The organism is Streptomyces sp. DI166 (assembly GCF_900091315.1).
Classification (GTDB): Bacteria; Actinomycetota; Actinomycetes; order Streptomycetales; family Streptomycetaceae; genus Streptomyces; species Streptomyces fuscus.
Window position 1 is genome coordinate 1 of the sequence record NZ_FLSP01000065.1, and the last position, 22,769, is coordinate 22,769.

Below are 22,769 nucleotides of genomic sequence, written 5' to 3' on the forward strand. Positions count from 1 at the left end.
CGCGCGCGGTGAGCTCCACGAGGGGCCGCTTGGGGTGATGTGGTCGACGTGTTTCGAGGCTGCCGGGCAGGTGCGGGCGTTCCCGTCGTACCGGGGGCAGCGCAACTTTCCCGGCTGGTACTGGGCTGCTACCAGTGGCGAGTTGGTGGGCTTCGAGTCGTGGGGGGAGCTCGGTCATCTGATGCGACTGGACTCCGAGCCGGACGTGGTGGCCGTCACGTCACAGCCGTTCCGGCTCTCATGGCGGCCGGGTGACCGGGCCAATCTGAACCACCGCTGGTCACAGCCCCGACTTGGTTCACCTTCAACGAGACGGGTCATGTCCGTTCCCAGTAGATGTGGCGAGTCCCAGTGGTTCTGGCAAACGACCTGGCGGACCCCCGGCGAAGTTGGCCGGCCTGTACGGTCCACCGCATGGTTGACGAGTTCGATGTGGCTCAAGCTCTGCGCGGTGGGATACCCGACAGGGCGCGAGCCTGGGCCTTCGTTCGGGACTTTGCCGCAGCGTGGGCGGAGCCGCTCGCCGACGGCGCGGGTACGCGAGCGGAGGAGCTGGAGCGAGCCGAGGAGATGCTGGGGCTCACGCTGCCGACGGCGTTGCGCGAGGCGTACTCGCTTCTCGGTACGCGTCACGACCTCACGGGCAACCAGGACCCGCTGCTGCGCCCTTCCGAGCTGTTCGTGCACGACGAGTTCGGTGGAGTGCTCGTCTTCCGCAGCGAGAACCAGGGATGCGCTTTCTGGGGAGTGCGGCTGCGGGACCTCGGTCAGGACGATCCGCCGGTGTTCGTCGAGTCACGTGATGGTTGGGTCCACTACCTGGAGCGGGTCTCCCTGGCCTGTGTCGAGCTCGTACTCAGCGAGACGCTGCTTGGCAGCGAAGGACGGCTCTACAACGCCTGCGAACTTCCCGCCAGCCTGATTCGAGAGCTGCCGAGTCGGTTCGCGCCGGTGGAGTTTCCCGAGTACCCGATGTGGACGGGGAAGGAAGAGTCACCCGTGTGCTGGTTTTCCGCGCCGGGGAAGCTCTTGCGGCTCGACGGACTGAGTGACCACAGCTGGCTGCACGTTCGAGGAAGTACGTTCGCCAACCTGGAGTCGCTCTGCGCGGCCCTCCCCGGTCACTGGGTACGTGGGTACTCAGAGCCGCTGGAAGCCGACGAACTGCCCTTCTAGCCATCCGAGGGTCTGCTTGGATGACCGGGAGAGTCTGTGAATCGAGCACAACGGGGGCGTGAGGATGGCTGATCCGTGCATCATTCTCAACGAACTCGCCCAAGAGCTTCGGCCGATGCCACAGGGAATCGAGTGGTTCGAGGGCCTCTCGACTGAAGAGCAGACCAACACCCTGCGCCTCCTGTCACATTTCTGCGTTCAGGCCCGCGCCACCGCCGAGGACGGCCCGGAAAGTATCCGACGCGCCGGACTTCGCGCCACGCACACACCGGCAGTTCTGATCACACGAGGGCGGATCGACCAGCAACTCGGAGAGATCGCCGGTCTCACCCCGCACAACGAGCGCCTCAAGTCATTCCGGCTACTGATCGCTGTGCTGGCCGTCGCCGACGAACGCCGACGAAGGCGCTTCTGCTCCGACGGTTGCGGCCACGCGTGGCATCGCCTGTCTGTCGACACCCCCAAAACCTCGGCCTGATTTCCTCGTGCTTTCGCGCCTACCGGACCAGTGGCCGGAGGGGAAACATCGCGCTCAGTCTCGGCAGTTTGCGCATGGCCTCGTCTTCGCATCGCACGTCCCACTGCTCGCTGCGCGGCCCTCGGTTGCCGCCTACAGCGTCCTCCTCGGCTTCGACGGCTTCATAGAATGCGTCGCCGCAGTCGTCATCCGCGCGGGTGAGTAGTCCATATGCGTCCCTGGCGACGTAGTCGAGAGACTCCCACTCCGGCCAGTCGTCGTTCCAGAGCTCCCGAGGGCGACCTACCAGGCACTGAACCTCTGGGGTGTCGGCCAGAGAGTCGGGATCGATCACTGCCCGCACGAAGGCTTCCCGACCGATCCCCACCATCCACAGGCCGAAGTAGCAGAATCCGTCGTCCGAACACCAGCCGCCGAAGATCCGCTCCGCAGCAGCCCAGAGATCCCAGGTGAGGGCTTCGTCCGTCACTTCGTCCAGGCGAACCTGGAACTGCACGATCTCTGTCAGCGGCCTCCCAGACAACTCGTCACGCAACCACGTCAGCCGTTCGTCCCGGCCCCGCGTCTGCCGTCGGCACTCTTCGATGAGCTTCCAGAAGGAATCGATGTCCACGGCGGCACTGTGCCAGGCACCTCTGACACCGCAGGGTCGGCGAACTATGTTCGAGCAGTGGAGAACACTGAGATCATCATCAAGCTCACCTCTGATGAAGCGCTGGTCCTGTCGGACTGGCTGGAGCGAGTGCAGATGACGGACCTCAGCCGTCTCGTCGACGACGAGGCGGTCTGGGCGCCCATTCATAGACTGGCCGGAACGCTCGACAAGTCCCTGCCTGGGATCTTCGCAGCGGACTATGGCGAACGCCTGGACGCGGCGCGTCGCAGGCTTCGACCCGCCTCAGACGGTCTCGCCAGTGATCATGAAGACTCTGACTGAGCTGGCTCGCAGCATCAGTCACATGAGGGGTTTCGGCCCAAAGCTTCTGGTGGATTCCCATTGATTCTGGACAGTGAAGTCCATGGGGTTGGGTGGGACGAGTGATTACGGCACCGCTGGACGTGGGCGGATTCGAGGTCGGTTGGCGGGATGCCAAAGGTGAACACCGCCGACCGCTGAGTGAGGCGGAAGAGGTCGAGTTCGAGACGGGACTGCCAGTACGTGGCTTCCCTTCATACCGCGGCCAGCGGAACTTCCCGGGCCTGTACTGGTCGGCATGTGGGGTTCGAGTCGTGGCTGGAGCGGGATCACGCGATGCTGCTGGACTTCACACCCGAGGTGACTGGTCTGCTGTCGCAGCCGCTGTGGCTGTTCTGGCAGAACGGCAAGGGCCGGGTGGTCTCGCACGCGCCGGACTACTTCGCACGGTTCGAAGACGGCCGGGATTGCTGGTGGACTGCCGGCCTCTGGACCGGGTCGACGAGCGGTCGGCCACCAAGTTCGCGGTGACGCGGCTGGCATGTGAAGCGGTGGGCTGGGGCTACCGGGTGGTCGGGATGGTGGACCCGGTCCGGATGGCCAATGTCCGCTGGCTGGCGGGGTATCGACACCCTCGGCATGCGACCACCGCGGGGATGGCCGAGCGGCTGATGGCGGTGTTCTCGGCGCCCTCACCGCTGGTGGGCCAGGCGTCACTGTTGGGTGACCCGATTGCGGTGCTACCAGCGGTGTTCCACCTGCTCTGGGCGGGGCGGCTCCGGGCGGACCTGGCCAAGCCGCTGACGGACACGACGCTGGTGTCGTGGGCGGAGGCGTGGTGAGCGGACGGGCGGCGCTGCGCGTCGGCGACCAGGTCCGGCTCGACGAGCGGCTGCACACCGTGGTCGGGTTGTCAGGGACGCTGGTGCGGCTGGTCGGGCGGGACGATCACTGATGCTGGTGACGACGCCGGACGACTACGACGCCCTACGGGATGAGTCCCACCAGAACTGAAGGACACCAGGCCACGGCCGTACCGTCCGACAGAACAAATGGGACAGTCTCAGCTCGCGCTCAAGCAGGCGCAGCAACGTCCAGATCCACTGGGCCGCCCGGCATCCAACCCGTCCCAGCAGAACTGACAAGGCCCAGGTCAGAGGCACCTCCTTGCTCCAGATCTTTGGGAACGGACACCAGGCCCCGGCCCCAGAACCGTTCCCCCGGCTCCGGCGTCCCTTCAGTGCATGGGAGTTGCAGGCACGCGTTATCTCTATCTCGCCCGGCACGGGGAAGCCACGGAGGACGAGGCGGGGTTGTCGGAGCGGGGGCGGCGGCAGGCGGGGTTGCTCGGGGAGCGGCTTCGCGGGGTGCCGCTGGCCGTTGTTCATCACGGGCCGCTGCCCCGGGCTCGGGAGACCGCCGAGCTGATCGCCGCCGAGCTGGACGGTGTGCCGTTGCGGGAGTCCGATGTCGCCGGGGACTACGTGCCGTACTGGCCCGCCGAGGAGGAGCTGCCCGTCGACGCGGCGGACACCCTGCTCGGGTTTCTGGCGCAGTTCCCGGAGGAGGAGTGCGAGCGGGGGGCCGCGCTCGCCGCGGAGGCGCTCGCGGAGTTCACCGGGACCGTCGACGGGGAACAGGACCGGCACGAACTCGTCGTCACCCACAACTTCCTCGTCTCCTGGCTCGTGCGCGACGCCCTCGACGCCCCCGAGTGGCGCTGGCTCGGGCTCAACCACTGCAACGCGGCGCTGACCGTCCTGCGGTACGCGCCCGGCAGACCCACCACCGTGCTGTGCTGCAACGACATGCGGCACCTGCCGGACGAGCTGCGCTGGACCGGGTTTCCGGGCGAGTTGGCGCATCTGTGATCGTCTGGATCAACGGCACGCACGGAGTCGGAAAGACCACCACCGCTGCGCTCGTGCAGCGGCTCGTTCCCGACTCCCGTGTGCTCGACGCCGAGAAGGTCGGGGAGACCCTCATGGACATCTCCCCCGGCCTGCCCTGGACCGGCAACTTCCAGCACTGGCCGCCCTGGCGGCCCCTCGTCGTCGAGACCGCCCACCAGGTGCTCGACTACACCGGCGGCACGCTGGTGATGCCCATGACGGTGCTGGTCGAGGAGTACTGGCGGGAGATCGGCGACGGCCTGCGGCAGCACGGCATCCCCGTACGGCACTTCGTCCTGCACGCCGACCGGGACACCCTGCGCCGGCGGATCGAGGGCGACACGGTCATGGGGCCGTCCGACTTCCGGCTGGCGCACCTGGACGCCTACGACCACGCCGCCCGGACCTGGCTGCACGCCGAGGCCGAGGTCGTGGACACCACGCGCCTCACACCCACCGACGCCGCCGAACGCATCGCGGTCTCCCTCGCGGGCTGACCCTCACCGCAGGGTCAACCGTGTCTCCTCCTCGATGTGCGTCAGCTTCGCGGGGTTGCGGACGTAGTACAGGCCGCAGATGCGGTCGTCCTCGATGCGGAGCGCCATGACGCCGTCGGTGACGCCGTTGACGCGCAGGATCAGGGCGGGGTGGCCGTTCATCACGGTGGGCACGTAGTCGACGTCGACCCGCGCCTTCCGGATGCCGCCGACGACGTACCGGCTGACGCGGTCGGCGCCGAGGATCGGGCGTACCGCCCCCTTCAGGCCGCCGGCGTCGGTCACGAGGACCACGTCGGGGGCGAGGACGTCGAGCAGGCCCTGGATGTCGCCGGTCTCCAGGGTGCGGCGGAAGGAGTCCAGCGCCGCGCGGGTCCGCTCGGCGGAGACCGTGGCGCGGGGGCGGCGGGACTCGACGTGCTGCCGGGCGCGGTGGGCGATCTGCCGTACCGCCGCGGGGGTCTTGTCGAGGGCGGCGGCGATCTCGTCGTAGCCGACGTCGAAGACCTCGCGCAGGACGAACACCGCGCGTTCGGTCGGCGCGAGGGTCTCCAGGACGAGCATCAGCGCCATCGAGACGCTCTCGGCGAGTTCCACGTCCTCGGCCACGTCCGGCGAGGTCAGCAGGGGCTCGGGCAGCCACGGGCCGACGTACGCCTCCTTGCGGCGCTGGAGGGTGCGCAGCCGGTTCAGGGCCTGGCGCGTGGTGATGCGGACCAGGTAGGCGCGCCGGTCGCGGACCCGCTCCAGGTCGACGGCCACCCAGCGCAGCCACACCTCCTGGAGCACGTCCTCCGCGTCGGCCGCGGAGCCGAGCATCTCGTAGGCGACCGTGAAGAGCAGATTGCGGTGCGCGACGAACACCTCGGTCGCCGCTTCGGTTGTCTGTCCGCTCATGATCGCTGCCTCTCGTCCCGGGGTCTGCCGCTCATGGGACACCGGAGGGCGGGCGGGTGTGACAACCGGCGGAAGTACCCACAAAAAAGTGGGTACTTGGCGGCGGGCGCGATCACCGGCCAGGCTGGGGGCATCAGGACGCCGCCAGCCGCTCCAGCCGGCGGTGACCCCAGTCCGAGAGGGGGCCGAGGAGTTCGGAGAGTTCACGGCCGAAGGCGGTCAGCGAGTAGACCGTCTTCAGCGGGAGCACGTCATGCACCTCCCGGTGCACCAGACCGTCCTCCACCATCTCGCGCAATGCCTGCGTCAGCACCTTCTCGCTGAGCCCGGGCAGCCTGCGCCGCAGTTCACCGGGGCGCTGCGGGCCTGATTCCAGCAGCCACAGCAGGCTCGTCTTCCACTTGCCGTCGATCACCGCGATGGCGGCGGTCACCCCACAGACGTTCGGGTCCTGGGCACGGCTGCGCGTCATGATCGCCCCTTTTGTTACGTATATGTACTTACAAATACTCATGGAAGTTGAAGAAGCATGTCCACGTACGACCAGTCTGCCGTCACCGTCCTCGGTCTCGGGCCGATGGGCCGCGCGCTGGCCGGGGCCTTCGTCGCGGCGGGGGTGCGGACCACGGTGTGGAACCGCACGCCGGGCCGCGACCGTGACCTGGTCGACCGCGGCGCGACCGGTGCGGCCACGGCGGCGGAGGCGGTCGCGGCGAGCCCGCTGACCGTGGTCTGCGTCGTGAACTACGACGCCGCCGACGCCGTACTGCGTCAGGAGGAGGTCGCCGACGCCCTGAAGGGCCGTACGGTCGTCAACCTCACCGCCGACACCCCGGACCGCGCCCGGTCCACCGACGAGTGGGCGCGGGCACACGGGGTCGGCTACCTGGACGGCGCGATCATGACGCCGACGCCGAGCATCGGGACGCCGGACGCGGTGTTCCTGCTGAGCGGCCCGGAAGAGCTGTACGAACGGTACGAACCGGTGCTGGCGGCGCTCGGCGGCAGCCGTACCCACCTCGGTGCGGACATCGGGCGGGCCGCCGCGTACGACATCGCCCTGCTCGACATCTTCTGGACCGCGATGGCCGGCTACACGCACGCCCTCGCCGTGGCCCGCGCCGAAGGCGTCACCGCGGTGGAGCTGGCCCCCTTCGCGGGCGGTATCGCGCAGATCCTGCCCGCGCTGTTCACGGAGTTCGCGACGGACATCGACACCGGCACCTACTCCGGCGAGCTGAACCCGATCACCTCGGCGGTCTCCAGCCTGTCCCACATCGTCCACGCCTCGGAGTCCCACGGCATCGACGCGAGCCTGATGCGCGTCATCGAGGGCCTCGCCCGCCGGGTCGTCGCCGAGGGCCACGGCTCGGACGGCTTCAGCCGCGTCACCGACCTCCTGTCCCGCCGGGCCCACTGATCCACGGCTCCGGTTCGCCGAAGTCCGCGCCGGCCCAGGCCCGGTGCGACGACCCGGCACACAGACCCCACCCGCCGGGTCGTCGCCAAAGGCCGTGGCTCCGACCCGCTGTCCCGCCCGGCCGCCCGCTGATCCACGGCTCCGGCGCCCTCGTCCGCGTCACCCGGCCCCGCTGATCCACCGCCGCAGCACCCCGAAGTCCGTGTCGGTCAGGCCGGTTCGGTGGTCGACGTGGTGGAGGAGGGCGCGGCCGGGGTGGTGGGCGGCGACCCAGGCGCGGTCGGTGTCGCCCATCTCGTCGTCGACCCAGACGAAGGGGCGGCCGGCCGCCCAGGCGGTCAGCGGCGCCGTCTTCCAGTGCAGTCGCTCCGCGCGGAGCTCGTCGTCGTCCGGCCAGTCCACCGACGGCAGCGGGGGCAGGCCGAGCCAGGGCGCCAGGCTGGTGTTGGCCTCGTCCATCCAGGTCGTGGCCCACACCAGCTCGCAGCCCAGCCCGGCGAGGCGCGGGCCGAGCGCCGGGTCCACGCGGGTCAGCAGGGGGTGCAGGGCCGAGGCGTCCGCCAGCGGGCCGTCGTACTCCGGGTACGGCCCCGGTCCGCCGAAGGGCAGCAAGGTCCCGTCCACGTCGAGGAAGAGAAGCATCGCCTCCAGCATCCCCCACTTCCCGCGCCCCGCTCCGCCTCAGAACGGCAATTCCCGGCTGTGCACGATCTCCAGCCGGGACACCGCCCGGGTCAGCGCCACGTACAGCAGGTGCGGGCCGCGTGGCCCGGTCTCCGCGACGGCGGCCGGTTCCACGACGATCGCGTGGTCGTACTCCAGGCCCTTGGCGAGGCTCGCGGGGGTGAGGGAGACGCGGGGGTCGGCGGGCAGGGCCGGGCGCAGGCGGGCGAGGTCCGTGTCCGCCGCGATGACGCCGACCGCGCCCTCGTGGGCGAGGGCCTGTCGTACGGCTTGCGCGACCGCCTGCGGCACCTCGGACGGTCCTGCGGGGCGCAGGGTCAGTTCGCCGTCGCCGCGCAGGGAACGGGCGGGCGGTACGTCGACGTCGAGGCGGGCCAGGAGCCGGTTCGCCAGGTCGGCGACGGCGGCAGGCATGCGGAAACCGGTGGTCAGCGGGACGAGATGCGCGTCCGGCCTGCCCAGGTGGCCCAGCAGCGGCGCCCACGCGCGCGCCGCCCACGGCGTCGTCGCCTGCGCCAGATCCCCCAGCACGGTCAGCGACCCGAACGGCACCCGGCGCGCGATCGCCCGGCACTCCATGGCGGACAGGTCCTGCGCCTCGTCGACCACGACATGGCCGTAGCCCTCGGGGTGTTCGACCAGTCCGGCAAGTTCGTCGAGGAGGACCAGGTCCGCCGCCGACCAGCGCGCCGACTTCCAGGTCCGGGGCGGCCGGGCCCACAGCAGCGCCTTCCGCTCCTCGGCGTCCAGCACCCCGTCGGCCGCCTCCGCCAGCGCCTCGGGCCGGGTGAGGAGTTCGGCGAGCACCTCCTCGGGCCGGACCCTGGGCCATACGGCGTCCACGTACGGCCCGGCGCCCCGCGTCCCCGCCATCCCGCGCACCCAGGCGTTCGGGCGCGGCCCCGCCCGCCGCTCGGCCCGCTGCCGCAGCGCGGCCACGATCCGGGTGCGCACCCGCTCCCGGCCGACGCCGTACGGCAGGTCCTCGGCCCGCACCTCCCGCACGATCCGCGCGAGTTCGTCCGCGCCGACCCGCCAGCGGTACGAGCCGTCCGGCACCACCAGATCACCCGCGCCGTCCGCCGCCACGCGCGCGTACAGCGCCCGCCGCAGCACCCCCGCCATCCGGGCGTCGTGCTTGACGAGGGCCGTGCGCTCCTCGTCGGCGCCGGTCACGGGGTGCCGGGCGATCTCCTCCAGCAGGGTGGACTGCCGTACGCCGGTCTCGCCGAGGGCGGGCAGCACCTCCGCGATGTAGTCGAGGAAGGTCCGGTTGGGGCCGAGGATCAGCAGGCCGGAGTGCTGGATGCGCCGGGGGTGGGTGTAGAGGAGGTACGCGGCCCGGTGCAGGCCCACCGCGGTCTTGCCGGTGCCGGGGGCGCCCTGCACACAGACCGAGACGTCGAGACCGGCGCGTACCAGGTCGTCCTGCTCGGGCTGGATGGTCGCGGCGATGTCCCGCATGGGCCCGACGCGCGGGCGCTCTATCTCGCGGGTGACGATCTCGCTGGTGACGATCTCGCCGGTCCGGGTCTCGCCGGTCCGGGTCGCGCCGGTCCGGGTCTCGCCGGTCCGGGTCTCGCCGGTCCGGGTCTCGCCGGTCCGGGTCTCGCCGGTCCGGGTCGCGCCGGTCCGGGTCTCGCCGGTCCGGGTCTCGCCGGTCCGGGTCTCGCCGGTCCGGGTCTCGCCCCGGGCCAGATGCTCGTCCTCCAGTCCGGTGAGGTCGGCGGAGGCGCCCCGGCTGCCCGGCGCCCAGCCGAACCGCCGCCGCACCGCCACGCCCTGCGGATCACGGGCGCTCGCCTGGTAGAAGGCCCGGGAGACGGGGGCCCGCCAGTCGACGACGAGCGGCGGGGCGGCCGGGTGCTCGGTGATCCGCAGCCGCCCCACGTGGTAGCTCTGCCCCGCGTGCTCCCCGGCGTGCTCCCCCGTGTCGAAGTCCAGCCGCCCGAAGAAGAGCGGTCCCTCGGGCAGGTCGCGCATCTCCTTGGCCCGGCTGCGCAGTTGGTATCCGAGCACTTCGGCGTCGGCACCGGAGGCGGAGACGTCCTCACCGACGACCACCTGTTCGTCGGCGCCCGCGACCATGGCGTCGAGGGCGGTGCGGCAGTGGTCGTGGTGGGCGCGTTCGGCGCGCAGGAGGTCGCGCGGGGAAGGGTCGTCGGCCGTCATTCCACGCAGCGTACGCGAAAAACGTAACCGAGTTAAATTCTTAACCCTGACTCAGGTTAGGTAGGACAACCCCTGCGCCAGCCGCCCGAACGCCTGTTCCGCCGCCGCGACGGCGTCCCCGCGCACGTCCTCCACCCGCTCCCCGCCCGAGATCCGCCGCCAGTTCTCCAGCGCGAGGATCCGCTGGACGGCGATGATCTGCCCGGCCGCGAGCCGCGCGTCCAGGTCACCGCCGAGCGCGTCGGCGAGCGCGGCCTCGGACCGCTGCTGATGCGTGTACGCGCGGGCGACCAGGGACGGCGTGCCGTACAGCAGGGAGTGGAAGGCGAGCACCTGGGGACGGTCGTTGAGCCCGGTGACGGGGTCGCACCGGTCGAGTCCGTCCAGGAAGTGCCGCCGCAGCGCCTCCACGGGCGCGCCCGGGGCCTCCCGGACCACCCGCGCCGCCTCGTCCTCGTGGTCGGAGATCCGGTGCAGCACCAGATCCTCCTTGGCCGGGAAGTACCGGAAGAGCGTCGGCTTGGAGATCTCCGCGGCCGCCGCCACCTCGGCGACCGACACCTCGTCGAACCCCTTCTCCAGGAAGAGCCGGATCGCCACCTCCGACACGGCCTCGTACATCCGCCGCTTCTTGCGCTCCCGCAGGCCGATCTCGCTCATGGGATCGAGCGTACGCAAACCTCAGGCCAGGGCCCGGACCGACCGCGGACTCCCGGCCCGGCGCGTCGGCAGGCCCAGGGAGGCGGTCGCCTGCGCCAGGGTCATGGCGTACGAGTCCACCGCGCGCCGCACGTTGGGGGCGTCCAGACTGGCCCCGGTGACCAGGCGGTCCAGGTCGATGTAGGCCGAGCGTACGATCTCGATCCAGCGGTACACCCGCCAGTCCCGCTCCCAGCCGACCGTGTACCGCGGGTCCAGCTTCTTCGACCAGCGGGCGAACATCCGGTCGCGGATCTCCGGCCGGGTCGGGGTCAGATGCATGTGCCGGACCAGGTCGTAGAGCGGGTCGCCGACGACCGCCATCTCCCAGTCGATGAGGGTCAGCGCCAGCCCGTCGGAGCGGCGGACCAAGTTCCACGGGTTGAGGTCGCCGTGCAGCAGCGCGGGGCGGCGCTCGCTGACCCGGTGCCTGGCGAGGATCTGGCGCAGCCACGGGGCGTCGGGCAGACCGAGCTGCCGGGCGCGCCGCCGGGACACCTCCGGCAGCTCCGCCACCAACTGCACGAGCTGCTCGCTCAGCCAGGCGTAGAAGCGGCCCTCGCCGGCGGCCGGGTCGACCTCCCGGAAGTTCACCGCGGTCAGCGCGCACAGCTGGTCGACGAGCCGGTCCGCCTCGTGCGGCAGCAGCCCGTGCACGGGGTGGCCGGGGGGCCGGGCGCCGTCCTGCGGGCCCTCGTAGGTGTGGATGGCGAAAGGTTCATCCCGATAACTCGTGCCCAGGGCGAGGAACTTGGGGGCGGCGATGGGCAGGCCCGAGCGCTCGATGGCCTGGAGCACGGTGTGTTCGCTGAGGAAGCCGCGCTCGCGGCGGCAGGCGTCGGGCAGCTTGCGCCGGACCACCACCGGGAAGTCCACGCCGGGCACCCGGACCACCGTGTTCAGGTGCGCGGTGCCCTTGAGGACCCGCCCGGCCGGGGCGGCGCCCTCCAGGCGCAGGGCCTCGTGCACCGCCGCGTCGGTGAACCGCGGGTGCTCCGGGATCCGGCGCACCGGGTCCCAGTACCGGGTCCGTGCGTGCGGTCCGGGGCCGCCGGTCCTGGCCTCCCGCCAGCGGAACAGAATCCCCTCGATCTCCGTCTCGCCGGGCAGCCGGTGCAGCCCCAGCGGCCGTGCCGCCCGCTCCAGCGCCCGGCGCACCTCCTGCGCGGCCGTGTGCAGGCTCTCCTCGTCGGCGGCCTCGCGCAGCGCGTCCACCGTGCGCATGACGTCCGGGAACACCGACTGGGCCCGCTCGAAGTCGCGGTAGTGGCCGAGGTCCTTGAGGTGACCGTTGGTGGCGCCCGGCCGGACCCGGCCCACCTCCTCGGCCCAGGCCGCGACGAGTTCCCTCTCCTGGTACTCGGGGTAGCGCATGCGCTCCAGGTGCGTGGCGAGGTCGTGCAGGGGATCGCCGTAGGAGGCCAGTTCCCAGTCCACGCAGTACAGCGGGGGCTCGGCGGTGTACGGCAGGACCAGGTTCTCGCGGTGCAGATCGGTGTGGAGCAGCCCGTACGGCCGTCTCGCCATCGCCGGGACCCGGTCGGCGAAGTCGGCCAGGGCGGTCTCGGGGATGCCGAGGGCGGCGAACATACCGCCGAACTCGGGCCGGTTGGGCTGCCGGATCTGCCGGTCCGCCAGGTGCGCCAGCGTCCGCAGGAAGCCCTGGCTGTCCTTGTCGTTGCGGGGCCAGCAGGCGGGCAGCGGGGGCAGCGCGTCCCGCCGTACCAGCGCCATCCCGGCGAACAGCCGGGCCAGCTCCCGCACCAGCAGGGTGTCCAGGGGCTTGCCGTTCTCGCAGACGCTGCCGAGCGGGACACCCTCCACATAGCTGTGGACGGCGAAGTCCGCGCCCTGTTCGAGGCACCGCGGCACATGAGGCAACTGCCGCCCCACGGCCGCGAGGATCGCCGACTCGTCCTGCCAGGTCCGGATGACCACGGGAAGAGCCCGGGACCGCGGCAACCGCACGGTCACCAGGGTGCCGGGCTCCGTGCCGAGTCTTCGGGCCATGTCCTCGGTCAGCGGCAGGACGTGGTTGCGGTGGTGATGGCCGTTGCTGGGGCGGCCCCGTCGGGCGGCCTGCGCCAGGAAGGCCCGGACGGCGGCGGGCACTGCGCGCTCCCCGGGGAAGGGACCGGGAAGGGGTCGATCTGCGCCCACGGGCCGCTCCGGAAGTTCACGCAGGACTCGGAAGGTATGGCAAACGGTAAGTGCGGGTTGTACCGGGCGCGACCGGAGACGGGCTTGAGCGGCCACCTCGGGTGTCCCCCATGGCTGCTCGACGCTCACCGGCCGGCCGGGCCGCTGGAGACTGGCTTGTTTTCGCCTGGCCCCATGGCCCTCTATACGAGCGAAACAGACGGTTCGCTCACGCGGTGCGCGAAGCGTAGCGCAAGCGGGGTCAGCCGATGCCCCGTACCGCGTGCAACACAGGTTGCAATGAGGAAACCAGATGGGTCGCCCCCGCGTCCCTCAGCAGCCGCTCCTTGCGTTCGTTGCGCGCGTACCCGAGGAACGGCACCCCGGCGGCCCGCGCGGCGAGGTAGTCCGAGGGGGTGTCGCCGATCATCAGCGCCGCCTCGGGGGCCGAGCCCATCGCGTTCAGGGCCCGGACCAGACAGTGCGGATGGGGTTTGAGGTGGTTCAACTGCTGGGTGCGGCCGTAGATGTGCGGGGCGAAGCAGGTGGTCAGGCCGCGGCTCGCGAGGTAAGTGCGGACCACTTTCGGGGAGTTGTTGGTGGCGACGGCCAGCCGGGAGCCGACCGCCGTCCAGGTGCGGATCAGCGGGTCGGCGTACGGGGTGGGCATGGCGGAGGCGCTGGCCCGCAGCTCCTCCTTGGTCAAACGTTCCTCCAGCTCGGCCACCAGATCACTGCCCGGATGCCGTCGGTCCACGGCCCGCAGCACCACCTGTGGGTCGAGGGACTTGCGTTCGTCCGGCGTGAGCAGCCCGTGCAGACCGCGTCCTTCCAGCCACTGCACCAGCTCCGTCGCGATGTCCTCGGCCCGGTGCCCGGCGAACAGGCGGCAGACCGGGCCGTCGAAGTCCCAGAGCACCACGCGGGCGGGCTTGATCAGGTTCCGGATCTGCTTCTCGGTCCGCTCGGTCACTGCTTCAGCCTGCGTCTCAGAGGTCACTAGGAGAGTGTCAACTCCGTGCTGATTGTTTCCCAGAGGGCGTCGAACCACTTCTGGGATTCCTCCACGAAGGCTCCGTCCCGTTCGGTCTGCCGGTCGAAGTGGAACAGCAGTGACTCCGAGCCGAGCACGTCGTACATGTCCAGGGTCCGGCTCTCGTACTCCTCCTCCCGCTGCGTGACCACGTAGTACCCGACCAACGCCTCCTGGCCGTTGAGGAGATACAGCTTCATCGGGGGTGTGAAGGGCAGGGCGCGGAAGCTGACGCGGACGTCGATGCCCTGGTTGTTGCGGACCGACTGGAGGTTGTGGCGCAGGACCTGGGCCTGGGCGTTGCGCATGGACAGCCACCGGCGGTGCACGGCGTCGTCGTCGGCCTCCCCCTCCACGAGGACCGGGAAGGCCAGCGTGATCTCCCGGGACGGCATCAGGATGCGCACGTCGATGGACTCCGGCTGCACGGAGCCCTCGTAGATACGGCGCAGCGGCTCGCCGAGGGCCACCATCAGGGTCTCGGAGGTGTGGCAGACCACGTCCACCCGGACATGCCGGGCGCCGAACGCCTCCACCAGGCGCGGGGCCAGTCCGACCATCGTCGGCTTGGGCTCGCCCAGCGCCGGTGACGGTGTGGCGATCCTCGGCGGGCTGCCCTTGCTCACATTGGTGAGCAGGCCGTCCTCCTGGAGCGCGCGCAGGGCCTGGCGGACGGTGCCGCGCTCGACGCCGAACTCCTCGGCCAGTTCGGCCTGGGTGGGCAGGCGGTCGCCCGCCTTGAGTTCGCCGGCGCGGATGCGTTCCCGCAGGATGTCGGCGATTTCCTGCGGGGAGCGTCTGCTGCTGCCGTTCACTGCCACGTTCTCCTGGGTCACGACCAAAACGCTACAACTCCACTCCATCTACAGGGAGTTGTTCGGGACTTGTTTATGAGTAGTAACCAAGCGGGGACAACCTAATCAGAGTTGGTTACCAACTTGGCTGAGTTGGCGGAAGCTTTACCTCAGGTTGGAACGCCAGAAGGGGGAACACCGTGCCTGTCCTCGCCCTCCTCGCCGCCGTAGTCGTTGTCGGCATCGAACAGACTATCGAACTCAAGTACGGAACCACCGGCATCATCGGGCTGTTGCTGCTCACCATCGGCATCAAGGCCAAGAGCCCCGCGGTCAGCTCCGCCGGAGCCGTGGTGCTCGCCCTGCTGGTCTCGGGGCCCGCCCTATGACCGCACCGCATCCGGATCGCCCGCCGCGGGGGACGATCAGCTCGTCAGCTCCAGGTCCGAACTGATCGTCTCCCACAGCGAGTCGAACCACAGATGCGACTGCTCCACGAAGGTCGTGTCCCGCAGCGTCGCGCCCTGCTCGAAGGCGAAGAGCATGGACTGGGTCCCCTCGGCGTCGTACAGCTCCACCGACTCGTGGTCGACCTGTTCCGCGCGGCGCTGCACCCGGTAGTAGGCGAAGAGCGCCTCCGCCCCGTTGAGCAGGTACAGCTTCACCGGCGGGGTGAAGGGCAGGGCGCGGAAGGTGACCCGCACATCGATGCTGTGGGTCGCCCGCAGGGCCAGCAGATTGTGCCGGAGCACACTGCCCTGGGCGTTGCGCTGGGCCAGCCAGCGGCGGCGCAGCAGCCCGGCGTCCGAGGCGTCCACGGGGGTCGGGAAGGCGAGGTCGATACGGCGGCTGGGCAGCAGGACGCGGACGTCGACCTTGGCCGGTTTCAGCTGTCCGGCGTGGATCTGACGCAGCGGCTCCCCGATGGCGAGGGTGAGGGAGACCGCGGTGAGGCACAGGGCGTCGATCTCGACGTGCGGAGCGGCGAAGGCGGAGGCGATCCGGGGGGCGAGGGCCACCGTGGTGGGCAGCGGCGGGGCGGTCGGCCCGGTCAGGACCCTGCCGAGGTCGGGGGCGACGGTGGCCGGGGCGCCCTTGGAGACATTGGTGAGCAGCTGCTCGGACTGCAGGATGCGCAGGGCCTGCCGTACGGTTCCCCGCTCCACGCCGAACTCGTCGGCCAGCTTGGCCTGGGTGGGCATGCGCTGGCCGGGCTGGAGGGCACCGGACCTGATCCGGGCGCGCAGCTCGTCGGCCACTTCGCGATGTGACGTGTGTGGCCGCGGTGACCTCTTCCGCCCATTGACGGAGGCGTGTTTCGGGTCCACATCCAAACCGTACAACTTCCCGCCATCTTTGGGCAGTTCACCGGAAGGTGGTTATGAGCCGCTTCTGCGCGGTCATAAGTACAGTGGAGTTGGTCGCCAACTTCTCCAACATGGTCAAACTTTCAGAGGGTTGGCGATCGAACGATCAGGATCGACTGGTCGGGCTCCCTTCCGGAGGGGAGCCGGGAGCCCGGTCAGCCGGCACCACCGCACAACAACCACAACCACAACTGAAGAGCACGCTACGGATGAGTACGGAGGACAAGGCCCGTCATCGCAGGAAGGGAGCTCAGAACAGGTCCGGGCACCAAGGCCGCCTGGACGTACGCAGCAGGGCGTCGGCCACACGGGCGGCGCCCGCTCGTTCTTCCCGGACCCGGCCGAGCGCGGCGAGCCGTACGGCGGACTCGTCGCCGAGCCACAGGGTGGCGAGGTCGGAGAGGGTGAGGCTCAGATCGGCGTCGGCGGTGGTGGCCGCGCAGGCCCCGGCGCCACTGGCGTCCGCCTCCAGCCGGTAGCGTCCGCCGCCGTCCACCACGTCGAGCACCAGGGTGCCCGCGCCCTCGTACGTCCGCGCCTCCAGGGCCCGTACGACGTCGAGGATCCGCACCCACATCCAGTCCGCCTGCGAGGTGAGCCGGGCGGCGCGCGGGTCGGGCAGGAAGTGCGGGAGCAGGTCGTCGGGGGCGCGCGGGCCGGACTTGACCTTGACCACCCAGTCGATGGAGCACAGGTACTGCCACAGGGCCCGTTCGGCGGCCGGGGTCACCCCGATCAGCCACTTCACGGTCGCGGTGTTCTGCGGCTGGCTGGTGTCGCCCCAGTTGTCGTCGGCCGTGTACGCGACCAGGCCCTCGACCTCACCGGACGGCGAGCGGTACACGGCGTAGTGGGGTTCGGCGAAGGTGGAGAAGTAGCGGATCGCGCCGGTCGTGGCCTGCCAGAACCGGTCGTCCCGGCTGACCGCGCCGGGCTGCGCACGGCGCAGGCGCTCGTGCAGCTCGGGGCCGAACTTGCGGACGTCCGGGGCGTCGACCAGGTCGATCCGGCCGCCGTCCTCGGGCCCCGACCAGCGCGGGTCGAGGCCGGTGCGGGGCACGTCGATCGTCCACTCGGCCATGCTCGTGGCGGGGCCGAAGCCGTAGCGGCCGTAGATCGGGTACTCGGCGGCGATGAGGGTGGCGACGACATCGCCGCGCTCCTTCGCGGCCGCCAGGTCCTGGCTCATCATGCGGCTGAGCAGGCCGCGGCGGCGGTGGGTGGGTGAGACGGTGACGTTGGTGACGGCGTCGGCCTGAACCGCCGCGCCTCCGACGGCGGTGACCTGCTGGTCGAAGGAGCGGAAGGTAGCGACGCACCGGCCCCCGTCGAAGGCGCCGAGCACCCTGCCGGGCACGAACCAGGGTTCCCGGGCGGCCAGTTGATCCTCGGTGAGCGTCGGTTCCCGCAGGAACCCGATGTTCATGGCGCGGTGCCAGTCGGCGAATTCGGGCTCGGTGACGGGGCGTACGTCGATGTCAGTGGCGCTGGTCATGACCTCACGGTAGGTGCGGCCCGACGGGGGTGTCGCGCCGATTTCCGCGCCCCCGTCGGCCCCGTCCGGCCCGTCCGGCCCCGTCCGGTCACAGCAGCAGGTCGTCCACCTGGGCCTCGCCCTCCCGGTAGCGGCGGGCGATCTCCGCGCTGCAGTCGTCCGCCGTGCGCTGCAGGCTCTGACGGCGCACGGAGACCCGCTGCTCGTAGCGGACCAGGCGGGCCATCGCCTCGGCCAGTTCCGCGTCCGTGCGGGCGCCGAGGTCGGAGAGCTCCACCTCCGCCAGCATCTCCGCGGCCAGCCGCCGGGACTCCTCGCTCTGCGGGGTGCCCAGCGTGACATGGCGGGCCGAGGAGCGGTGCCGGGCCGGAGCGTCCCGGAGGATCTCCGGGAGCCGCTCCACCACCGACGCCGCGCCGACCGGCGAGCGCCGGGCCTGCTCGGCCCGCAGGATGTCGATCCGCCCCTGCAGCAGCCGCCGCACATAGCTCAGGTCCGCCTCGTCGCGCTGCGCGTCCCGGCGCAGCGTGCGCAGTTCGGGCAGGCTCAGCACGGTCAGGTCGTGCTCGGGCGGGCCGCCCGGCAGCCGCTCGGGCGCCTCCGTGGCGGTGCGCTGTGCGGGCGGTCGCAATTGGCCCCGTTCTGCCGCGTGGGCCAACGAGACAGCCCCGGGCTGCCGCCCGGTACTCGGTGTGCTCATCTACCTCTACCGTCCCCTCGACCGGCGTGTGGAAGCATCGTGCCACCCCAAGTGGCCGCTATGTGACCGAGTGCCCCCGATCGGCCCCAGATGGGGGGTTAAGGAGGATAATGAATCTTCCCGTCTGTCCGGAATCCGCTCATGGGCGGCCTGCGGGCGGCTGCCGGGCACACGGCATGATGGTCGGCATGCGTGCAGTGGTGCAGAGAGTGGACGGCGCGAGCGTCGTCGTGGACGGCGAGACGGTCGGGGAGATCACCGGGGAGGGGCTGTGCGTCCTGGTGGGCGTCACCCATGACGACACCAAGGAGAAGGCCGCCCAGCTCGCCCGCAAGCTCTGGACGATCCGGATGCTGAACGACGAGAAGTCGTGCAGCGACATCGACGCGCCGCTGCTCGTCATCAGCCAGTTCACCCTCTACGGCGACGCCCGCAAGGGCCGCCGCCCCACCTGGAACGCCGCGGCCCCCGGCGATGTCGCCGAGCCCCTGGTCGACGAGGTGGTCGCCCAGCTCCGCGCGCTCGGCGCGACGGTGGCCACGGGCCGCTTCGGCGCGAAGATGCGGGTGTCACTGACGAACGACGGCCCGTTCACGGTGCAGTTGGAGATGTAGAGCCCGCGGCCTAGCTAGGGCTCGACGACGGTTTCCTGCGCCGCCGCCGTCTCCCCCGCGACCAGCGGGGCGTCCGTCGGGACGTTGCGCTTGACCAGGGCCAGGGCGACCGGACCCAGTTCGTGGTGGCGTACCGAGGTCGTGATGAAGCCGATCTTGCGGCCGTCCGGGCCCTCGTCCGCGACCCGCAGCTCCGTGCCCGGGGCCGGGAGGTGGACCTCGCTGCCGTCGAGGTGCAGGAAGACCAGCCGGCGCGGGGGCTTGCCGAGGTTCTGGACCCGGGCGACCGTCTCCTGGCCGCGGTAGCAGCCCTTCTGCAGGTGCACGGCGGTACCGATCCAGCCCAGCTCGTGCGGGATGGTGCGGTGGTCGGTCTCGAAACCGAGGCGAGGGCGGTGGTGCTCCACGCGCAGCGCCTCGTACGCCAGCAGCCCGGCCGGGGGTCCGGCCTTCTCGACGTAGGCCTCCAGGTCGGCGCGGGGCAGGAAGAGGTCGCGGCCGTGCGCGGTCTCCCGTACGACGACGCCTTCGGGGACCTCGGCGATGGAGCCGGCCGGCAGGTACACCACGGCGTAGTCGGCGGTCCGGTCGGCGACCTCGACCCGGTAGAAGAACTTCATCGACTCCAGGTAGGCGATCAGCGCCTCCTGGGTGCCGGGCTCGACATGGGCCCAGACCGTGCTGCCGTCGTCCACCAGGTACAGGGCGTGCTCGATGTGGCCGTGCGCGGAGAGGATCAGCGCCTCGGTGGCCTCGCCCGCCGGCAGCTCGCTGACGTGCTGGGTGAGCAGCAGGTGCAGCCAGCTCAGCCGGTCCGGGCCGGTCACGGTGACGACCCCGCGGTGGGAGAGGTCGACGAAACCGGCGCCGTCGGCGAGTGCGCGCTGCTCGCGGAACAGGTCGCCGTAGTGGGCGGCGACGCCTTCGTCCACGCCCTCGGCGGGGACGGCGCCGGGCAGGGTCAGCAGAGGGCTCTTCATGGAGGCAAGCCTACGACTCGGTAGTTGAAGACTTCAGCGAGCTCTTGGCTGTGCAGTCCTTGCACCGGCCGAAGATCGCGAAGTGCTTCATATCGGTCTCGAAGCCGAAGGTGTCCCGGAGCTTGGCGGTGAACTCGGCGGCCACGGACACATCGGCCTCGATCACATTGGTGCAGTCCCGGCAGACGAGGTGCAGGTGGTGGTGCCGGTCGGCGAGGTGGTACGTCGGCGCGCCGTGCCCGAGGTGGGCGTGGCTGACCAGGCCCAGCTCCTCCAGGAGCTCCAGGGTCCGGTAGACGGTGGAAATGTTGACCCCCGACGCCGTCTTCCTCACTTCCACGAGGATGTCGTCGGGGGTCGCGTGCTCAAGGGTGTCCACGGCTTCGAGCACGAGTTGCCGCTGCGGCGTCAGCCGGTAGCCGCGCTGCCTGAGGTCGCTCTTCCAGTCGGTGCTCACCACGGAACCAGTCTAGAGCGGGCGTGACAGGGTCAAGGTTGGATCTGAAGCTGACGGGGTCAGGACTCGACCGGCAGAGCACCGTTCATCAACGCGTCGGCCAGCAAGTCACGGTAGGCGCGGGTCGCGCGGATGATCTCGGAGTGCGCCTGGATCTTGTCGTCGAGGGCCGCGAGCGTCGCACCGATCGCTTCCTGTTCGCCGAGGGGCGGCAGCACTACGGGCAGCTCGCCCAGGGTCCGAATACTCAGTGAGGGAATGACCGCCACGGCGGTCCGGGTCCGGATCCAGTCCTGTGCCGTGGGCGTGCCCAGATACGCGGCCAGGTACGCGGCCGTGACCCGCCCCCCCTTCGGCAGCCTCAGCCGCACCAGATTGGGGTGGAACAGCCAGCCCTGGTGCTCCCCGGTGACCAGTGCACAGCGCCCCACTGTGCCCGTGCGAGTGACGAGGACGTCTCCCGCTGCGAGTTCGTACCGCGCCAGCATCCGCGCCCGGTCCCATGGGATCGCGGGGATGTCGCGGGGTTCTCCGGTGACGACCCTCAGCCCCCGCAGGTCACGTGGCAGTACGACGGGGGCGCCGCCGTCGGCCACGGTGCGCTCCCTGTCCGCCGGACGGCGGCTCGGCCCGGTCTGGGCGGAGGCCCACAGCTCCTTCAACAAGGGCCTCGACCAACCGGTCGGCAGCGCGGCCTCCTCGGTCCATCGGTCCGTCACAGTCCGTACCTCCTGAGCTGACGGGCAACCTCGGCGTCGGCCTCGGCCGCCTGGGTGCGCAGGGCGGTGATCTCGTCGCTCAGCCGGGCGAGCCGCTCCCGGATCTCGTCCGGACCGGTGCGGACGGCGGAGGCCGCCCCGAAGGACGGGACGTACCGCTGGGGATCCAGGCTGTTGCCCTGCTCCACGACGGCCCTCACCGGCACTGCGCGGCTCAGGCCCTGGGCGCCCTCGAAGCCTTGCCCCGCTACGGATGCCCGATGCCAGGAGACGTATTGCCCCACCAGCGCGGCGATGTCGTCCTCGGACAGGGCCCACTGGGTCCGGGTGACCTGGTGTCCAAGGTGCTCGCCCGCCACGAACAGCACGTCAGGGGCGGGCGAGCCGCCGGAGCCGGGGGCGCGCAGGAACCAGATCTGCGTCTTGACGGCGGTGAGCGCGAACAACCCAGCGGGCAGTGCGATCACACACTCCACCGCCCCGGCTTCCACGAGCCCCGCACGCACCGTCTCCGCGGCCCCGGTGTTGGAGGAGGCGCCGGCCGGCATCAGGACGGCGGCCCGGCCGTCGGGGGCGAGCAGCGAGACGGCGTACTGGAGCCAGTCGAACTCCGTCCGACGGGCGGTGCCGTACTTCCAGTACGGAGGGGGGGCCACATACTCCGGAATGCGGCCGAAGGGGGGGTTGGTGAGCAGCACGTCGAGCGCGCCCCGAAGACCGTGGGGATCGAGTGCGGGGGTCACGGTTCCCGTGCCCAGCCGCACCTTGCGTCGGTGGTGCACCCGCAGGTTCCACTCCGCCACCTGGCGCTGTGTGTCCTCCGGTACCTGGCCGCCGAAACAGACCGTTTCGGCGCCGCCGTGAGGGGCGACCGCGTCCAGGTAGGCCACGAGCAGTTCACCGGTGCGGGCGTACGGGTCGTGCACGGACACCGCCCCTGGGCATACGGCAGCCAGCGCCCCGGTCATGATCCGGCTCACGGAGGGCGGAGTGAGGAATGCCCCGCCCTCACGTGCGTACGCGGCACTCCACAGCGCCAGGACATGATCGAAGGCAGCTTGGGCTTCGTCGTCGGAGGCCGCGGGGACACCAGCCAGTGCGTGGGCGAGTTCGCTCGCCAGGGAACGCGGCACGTCCTTCGCCAGGGCGCCGTACTCCTGGCCTGCCCCGGCATCCCCGTGCACGAGCCTGCTCAGGCCGTCGGTCCCCTCCAGCACCCGGATCGTGACGAGGCGCAGCAGACAGAAGAGATAGCGGTCCAGCGGCGTCGGTCCCCGCAACCGGTCCGCCTCCGGTCCTGCCAGCCGCTCGACCGCGCGCAGCAGCCCGCCCGCCACCCCTCCCGGAAGGCCCGCGCGGAACCGGTCGCCGTAGGTCGTGCCCACCGGTTCGTCAGGAAGCAGCGCGTTCGCGGGAATGGTCCTGTGAGCCAGCCAAGCCAGTACCTCGTCGGCGCGGAACAATGCGGGGTCCCCGCCGACCGGAGCGGGATAGTCCGGATATCGCCGTTCCCAGTTGGTGACGGCGGGCCGCTTCACCCCCGCGAGGCGCGCGATATCGGGCCGGGAGACAAGCGTGCCGGCGAGAGGCGGGCCGTCATGCCGGCCGGGCGCTGAAGCGCTGTTGCCCGTCATGGCACT

The 22,769-nt window shown here is 70.8% G+C and carries 25 protein-coding genes; 9 read left to right on the forward strand and 16 right to left on the reverse strand.

The genetic code is table 11. The annotated features are described in order from the left end of the window. Nucleotides 1–414: 414 nt before the first annotated feature. Complete coding sequence (locus tag GA0115233_RS27155; RefSeq protein ID WP_093722939.1) at nt 415–1,176, forward strand: hypothetical protein; 762 nt, start codon at nt 415–417, stop codon at nt 1,174–1,176. A 64-nt stretch (nt 1,177–1,240) separates the two neighbouring features. Then, nucleotides 1,241–1,654, forward strand: coding sequence for a DUF5958 family protein (locus GA0115233_RS27160; protein WP_093722987.1), 414 nt, complete (start codon nt 1,241–1,243; stop codon nt 1,652–1,654). 19 nt (nt 1,655–1,673) lie between these two features. Here GA0115233_RS27160 and GA0115233_RS27165 read toward each other — a convergent pair whose 3' ends face one another. Continuing rightward, on the reverse strand, nt 1,674–2,267 hold the full coding sequence (locus GA0115233_RS27165) for a DUF4240 domain-containing protein (protein WP_093722940.1): 594 nt from the start codon (nt 2,265–2,267) through the stop codon (nt 1,674–1,676). A 57-nt stretch (nt 2,268–2,324) separates the two neighbouring features. On the opposite strand from GA0115233_RS27165, the gene GA0115233_RS27170 reads away from it, so the two are divergent. From GA0115233_RS27170 to GA0115233_RS27185, 4 genes are all read left to right on the forward strand, one after another. Beyond that, nucleotides 2,325–2,591, forward strand: a complete 267-nt coding sequence (locus GA0115233_RS27170) for a hypothetical protein (protein ID WP_093722941.1) — start codon at nt 2,325–2,327, stop codon at nt 2,589–2,591. A 452-nt stretch (nt 2,592–3,043) separates the two neighbouring features. Next, nucleotides 3,044–3,412 (forward strand): TnsA-like heteromeric transposase endonuclease subunit, encoded by a 369-nt coding sequence (locus GA0115233_RS42425; protein WP_255310372.1) that lies wholly within the window; start codon nt 3,044–3,046, stop codon nt 3,410–3,412. Between the two features lie 402 nt (nt 3,413–3,814). Beyond that, nucleotides 3,815–4,441: a histidine phosphatase family protein gene (locus GA0115233_RS27180; RefSeq protein ID WP_093722942.1), complete on the forward strand. Its 627-nt coding sequence runs from the start codon at nt 3,815–3,817 to the stop codon at nt 4,439–4,441. Beyond that, nucleotides 4,438–4,959, forward strand: a complete 522-nt coding sequence (locus GA0115233_RS27185; protein WP_093722943.1) for an AAA family ATPase — start codon at nt 4,438–4,440, stop codon at nt 4,957–4,959. The genes GA0115233_RS27180 and GA0115233_RS27185 overlap by 4 nt, the downstream gene beginning before the upstream one ends. 3 nt (nt 4,960–4,962) lie before the next feature. Here GA0115233_RS27185 and GA0115233_RS27190 read toward each other — a convergent pair whose 3' ends face one another. Beyond that, nucleotides 4,963–5,856 (reverse strand): RNA polymerase sigma-70 factor, encoded by an 894-nt coding sequence (locus GA0115233_RS27190; protein ID WP_093722944.1) that lies wholly within the window; start codon nt 5,854–5,856, stop codon nt 4,963–4,965. A 133-nt stretch (nt 5,857–5,989) separates the two neighbouring features. Continuing rightward, on the reverse strand, nt 5,990–6,328 hold the full coding sequence (locus tag GA0115233_RS27195) for a winged helix-turn-helix transcriptional regulator (protein WP_093722945.1): 339 nt from the start codon (nt 6,326–6,328) through the stop codon (nt 5,990–5,992). Between the two features lie 57 nt (nt 6,329–6,385). Here GA0115233_RS27195 and GA0115233_RS27200 point away from each other — a divergent pair, with 57 nt between their 5' ends. Further along, entirely contained in the window at nt 6,386–7,276 is an 891-nt protein-coding gene (locus GA0115233_RS27200) for an NAD(P)-dependent oxidoreductase (RefSeq protein WP_093722946.1), read from the forward strand. A gap of 159 nt (nt 7,277–7,435) precedes the next feature. Here the strand turns inward: GA0115233_RS27200 and GA0115233_RS27205 are convergent, their stop codons facing one another. The 6 genes from GA0115233_RS27205 to GA0115233_RS42250 all read right to left on the reverse strand — a co-directional run bounded on the left by GA0115233_RS27205 (nt 7,436) and on the right by GA0115233_RS42250 (nt 14,845). Next, nucleotides 7,436–7,918 carry an HAD domain-containing protein gene (locus GA0115233_RS27205; RefSeq protein ID WP_093722988.1) on the reverse strand — a complete coding sequence of 161 codons (483 nt, stop codon included), beginning with the start codon at nt 7,916–7,918 and terminating at the stop codon, nt 7,436–7,438. Between the two features lie 39 nt (nt 7,919–7,957). Continuing rightward, nucleotides 7,958–10,132 (reverse strand): HelD family protein, encoded by a 2,175-nt coding sequence (locus GA0115233_RS27210; RefSeq protein WP_255310373.1) that lies wholly within the window; start codon nt 10,130–10,132, stop codon nt 7,958–7,960. Nucleotides 10,133–10,183: 51 nt separating this feature from the next. Beyond that, on the reverse strand, nt 10,184–10,792 hold the full coding sequence (locus GA0115233_RS27220) for a TetR family transcriptional regulator (RefSeq protein ID WP_176711953.1): 609 nt from the start codon (nt 10,790–10,792) through the stop codon (nt 10,184–10,186). A 21-nt stretch (nt 10,793–10,813) separates the two neighbouring features. Then, a complete protein-coding gene (locus GA0115233_RS27225; RefSeq protein WP_255310374.1) occupies nt 10,814–12,943 on the reverse strand; it encodes an aminoglycoside phosphotransferase family protein in 2,130 nt (709 codons plus the stop codon). A gap of 289 nt (nt 12,944–13,232) precedes the next feature. Continuing rightward, nucleotides 13,233–13,970, reverse strand: coding sequence for an HAD family hydrolase (locus GA0115233_RS42245; RefSeq protein WP_250742391.1), 738 nt, complete (start codon nt 13,968–13,970; stop codon nt 13,233–13,235). After that, the gene (locus GA0115233_RS42250; protein ID WP_093722950.1) at nt 13,970–14,845 is read right to left on the reverse strand and encodes a FadR/GntR family transcriptional regulator; all 876 of its coding nucleotides are present in this window, start codon (nt 14,843–14,845) and stop codon (nt 13,970–13,972) included. Before GA0115233_RS42250 ends, GA0115233_RS42245 begins: the two co-directional genes overlap by 1 nt. Before the next feature lie 152 nt (nt 14,846–14,997). Between GA0115233_RS42250 and GA0115233_RS27240 the strand changes: the two genes are divergently transcribed. Continuing rightward, nucleotides 14,998–15,186, forward strand: coding sequence for a hypothetical protein (locus tag GA0115233_RS27240; RefSeq protein WP_093722951.1), 189 nt, complete (start codon nt 14,998–15,000; stop codon nt 15,184–15,186). Nucleotides 15,187–15,222: 36 nt separating this feature from the next. On the opposite strand, the gene GA0115233_RS27245 is transcribed toward GA0115233_RS27240, so the two are convergent. The 3 genes from GA0115233_RS27245 to GA0115233_RS27255 form a co-directional block, all read right to left on the reverse strand. Further along, nucleotides 15,223–16,131, reverse strand: a complete 909-nt coding sequence (locus GA0115233_RS27245) for a winged helix-turn-helix domain-containing protein (RefSeq protein WP_093722952.1) — start codon at nt 16,129–16,131, stop codon at nt 15,223–15,225. A 283-nt stretch (nt 16,132–16,414) separates the two neighbouring features. Further along, entirely contained in the window at nt 16,415–17,659 is a 1,245-nt protein-coding gene (locus GA0115233_RS27250) for a GNAT family N-acetyltransferase (RefSeq protein ID WP_093722953.1), read from the reverse strand. A gap of 88 nt (nt 17,660–17,747) precedes the next feature. Next, nucleotides 17,748–18,359: an RsiG family protein gene (locus GA0115233_RS27255; protein ID WP_093722954.1), complete on the reverse strand. Its 612-nt coding sequence runs from the start codon at nt 18,357–18,359 to the stop codon at nt 17,748–17,750. Between the two features lie 188 nt (nt 18,360–18,547). On the opposite strand from GA0115233_RS27255, the gene dtd reads away from it, so the two are divergent. Next, on the forward strand, nt 18,548–18,973 hold the full coding sequence (gene dtd / locus GA0115233_RS27260; RefSeq protein WP_093722955.1) for a D-aminoacyl-tRNA deacylase: 426 nt from the start codon (nt 18,548–18,550) through the stop codon (nt 18,971–18,973). A 14-nt stretch (nt 18,974–18,987) separates the two neighbouring features. On the opposite strand, the gene GA0115233_RS27265 is transcribed toward dtd, so the two are convergent. The 4 genes from GA0115233_RS27265 to GA0115233_RS27280 are packed head-to-tail and all read right to left on the reverse strand — an operon-like array spanning nt 18,988 to nt 22,763. Further along, nucleotides 18,988–19,953 (reverse strand): CAF17-like 4Fe-4S cluster assembly/insertion protein YgfZ, encoded by a 966-nt coding sequence (locus GA0115233_RS27265; RefSeq protein WP_093722956.1) that lies wholly within the window; start codon nt 19,951–19,953, stop codon nt 18,988–18,990. A gap of 10 nt (nt 19,954–19,963) precedes the next feature. Beyond that, nucleotides 19,964–20,413 (reverse strand): Fur family transcriptional regulator, encoded by a 450-nt coding sequence (locus GA0115233_RS27270; RefSeq protein WP_093722957.1) that lies wholly within the window; start codon nt 20,411–20,413, stop codon nt 19,964–19,966. Between the two features lie 56 nt (nt 20,414–20,469). Beyond that, nucleotides 20,470–21,129 (reverse strand): restriction endonuclease subunit S, encoded by a 660-nt coding sequence (locus tag GA0115233_RS27275; RefSeq protein ID WP_093722958.1) that lies wholly within the window; start codon nt 21,127–21,129, stop codon nt 20,470–20,472. Then, a complete protein-coding gene (locus GA0115233_RS27280) occupies nt 21,126–22,763 on the reverse strand; it encodes an N-6 DNA methylase (RefSeq protein ID WP_093722959.1) in 1,638 nt (545 codons plus the stop codon). The genes GA0115233_RS27275 and GA0115233_RS27280 overlap by 4 nt, the downstream gene beginning before the upstream one ends. Between the last annotated feature and the right edge of the window lie 6 nt (nt 22,764–22,769).

Coding starts and splice junctions, on each gene's coding strand:
- GA0115233_RS27205 (WP_093722988.1), bottom strand. CDS start 7,918: ATGCTTCTCTTCCTCGACGTGGACGGGACCTTGCTGCCCTTCGGCGGA.
- GA0115233_RS27160 (WP_093722987.1), top strand. CDS start 1,241: ATGGCTGATCCGTGCATCATTCTCAACGAACTCGCCCAAGAGCTTCGG.
- GA0115233_RS27195 (WP_093722945.1), bottom strand. CDS start 6,328: ATGACGCGCAGCCGTGCCCAGGACCCGAACGTCTGTGGGGTGACCGCC.
- GA0115233_RS27155 (WP_093722939.1), top strand. CDS start 415: ATGGTTGACGAGTTCGATGTGGCTCAAGCTCTGCGCGGTGGGATACCC.
- GA0115233_RS27220 (WP_176711953.1), bottom strand. CDS start 10,792: ATGAGCGAGATCGGCCTGCGGGAGCGCAAGAAGCGGCGGATGTACGAG.
- GA0115233_RS27190 (WP_093722944.1), bottom strand. CDS start 5,856: ATGAGCGGACAGACAACCGAAGCGGCGACCGAGGTGTTCGTCGCGCAC.
- GA0115233_RS27265 (WP_093722956.1), bottom strand. CDS start 19,953: ATGAAGAGCCCTCTGCTGACCCTGCCCGGCGCCGTCCCCGCCGAGGGC.
- GA0115233_RS27255 (WP_093722954.1), bottom strand. CDS start 18,359: ATGAGCACACCGAGTACCGGGCGGCAGCCCGGGGCTGTCTCGTTGGCC.
- GA0115233_RS27280 (WP_093722959.1), bottom strand. CDS start 22,763: ATGACGGGCAACAGCGCTTCAGCGCCCGGCCGGCATGACGGCCCGCCT.
- GA0115233_RS27180 (WP_093722942.1), top strand. CDS start 3,815: ATGGGAGTTGCAGGCACGCGTTATCTCTATCTCGCCCGGCACGGGGAA.
- GA0115233_RS27200 (WP_093722946.1), top strand. CDS start 6,386: ATGTCCACGTACGACCAGTCTGCCGTCACCGTCCTCGGTCTCGGGCCG.
- dtd (WP_093722955.1), top strand. CDS start 18,548: ATGCGTGCAGTGGTGCAGAGAGTGGACGGCGCGAGCGTCGTCGTGGAC.
- GA0115233_RS27250 (WP_093722953.1), bottom strand. CDS start 17,659: ATGACCAGCGCCACTGACATCGACGTACGCCCCGTCACCGAGCCCGAA.
- GA0115233_RS27210 (WP_255310373.1), bottom strand. CDS start 10,132: ATGACGGCCGACGACCCTTCCCCGCGCGACCTCCTGCGCGCCGAACGC.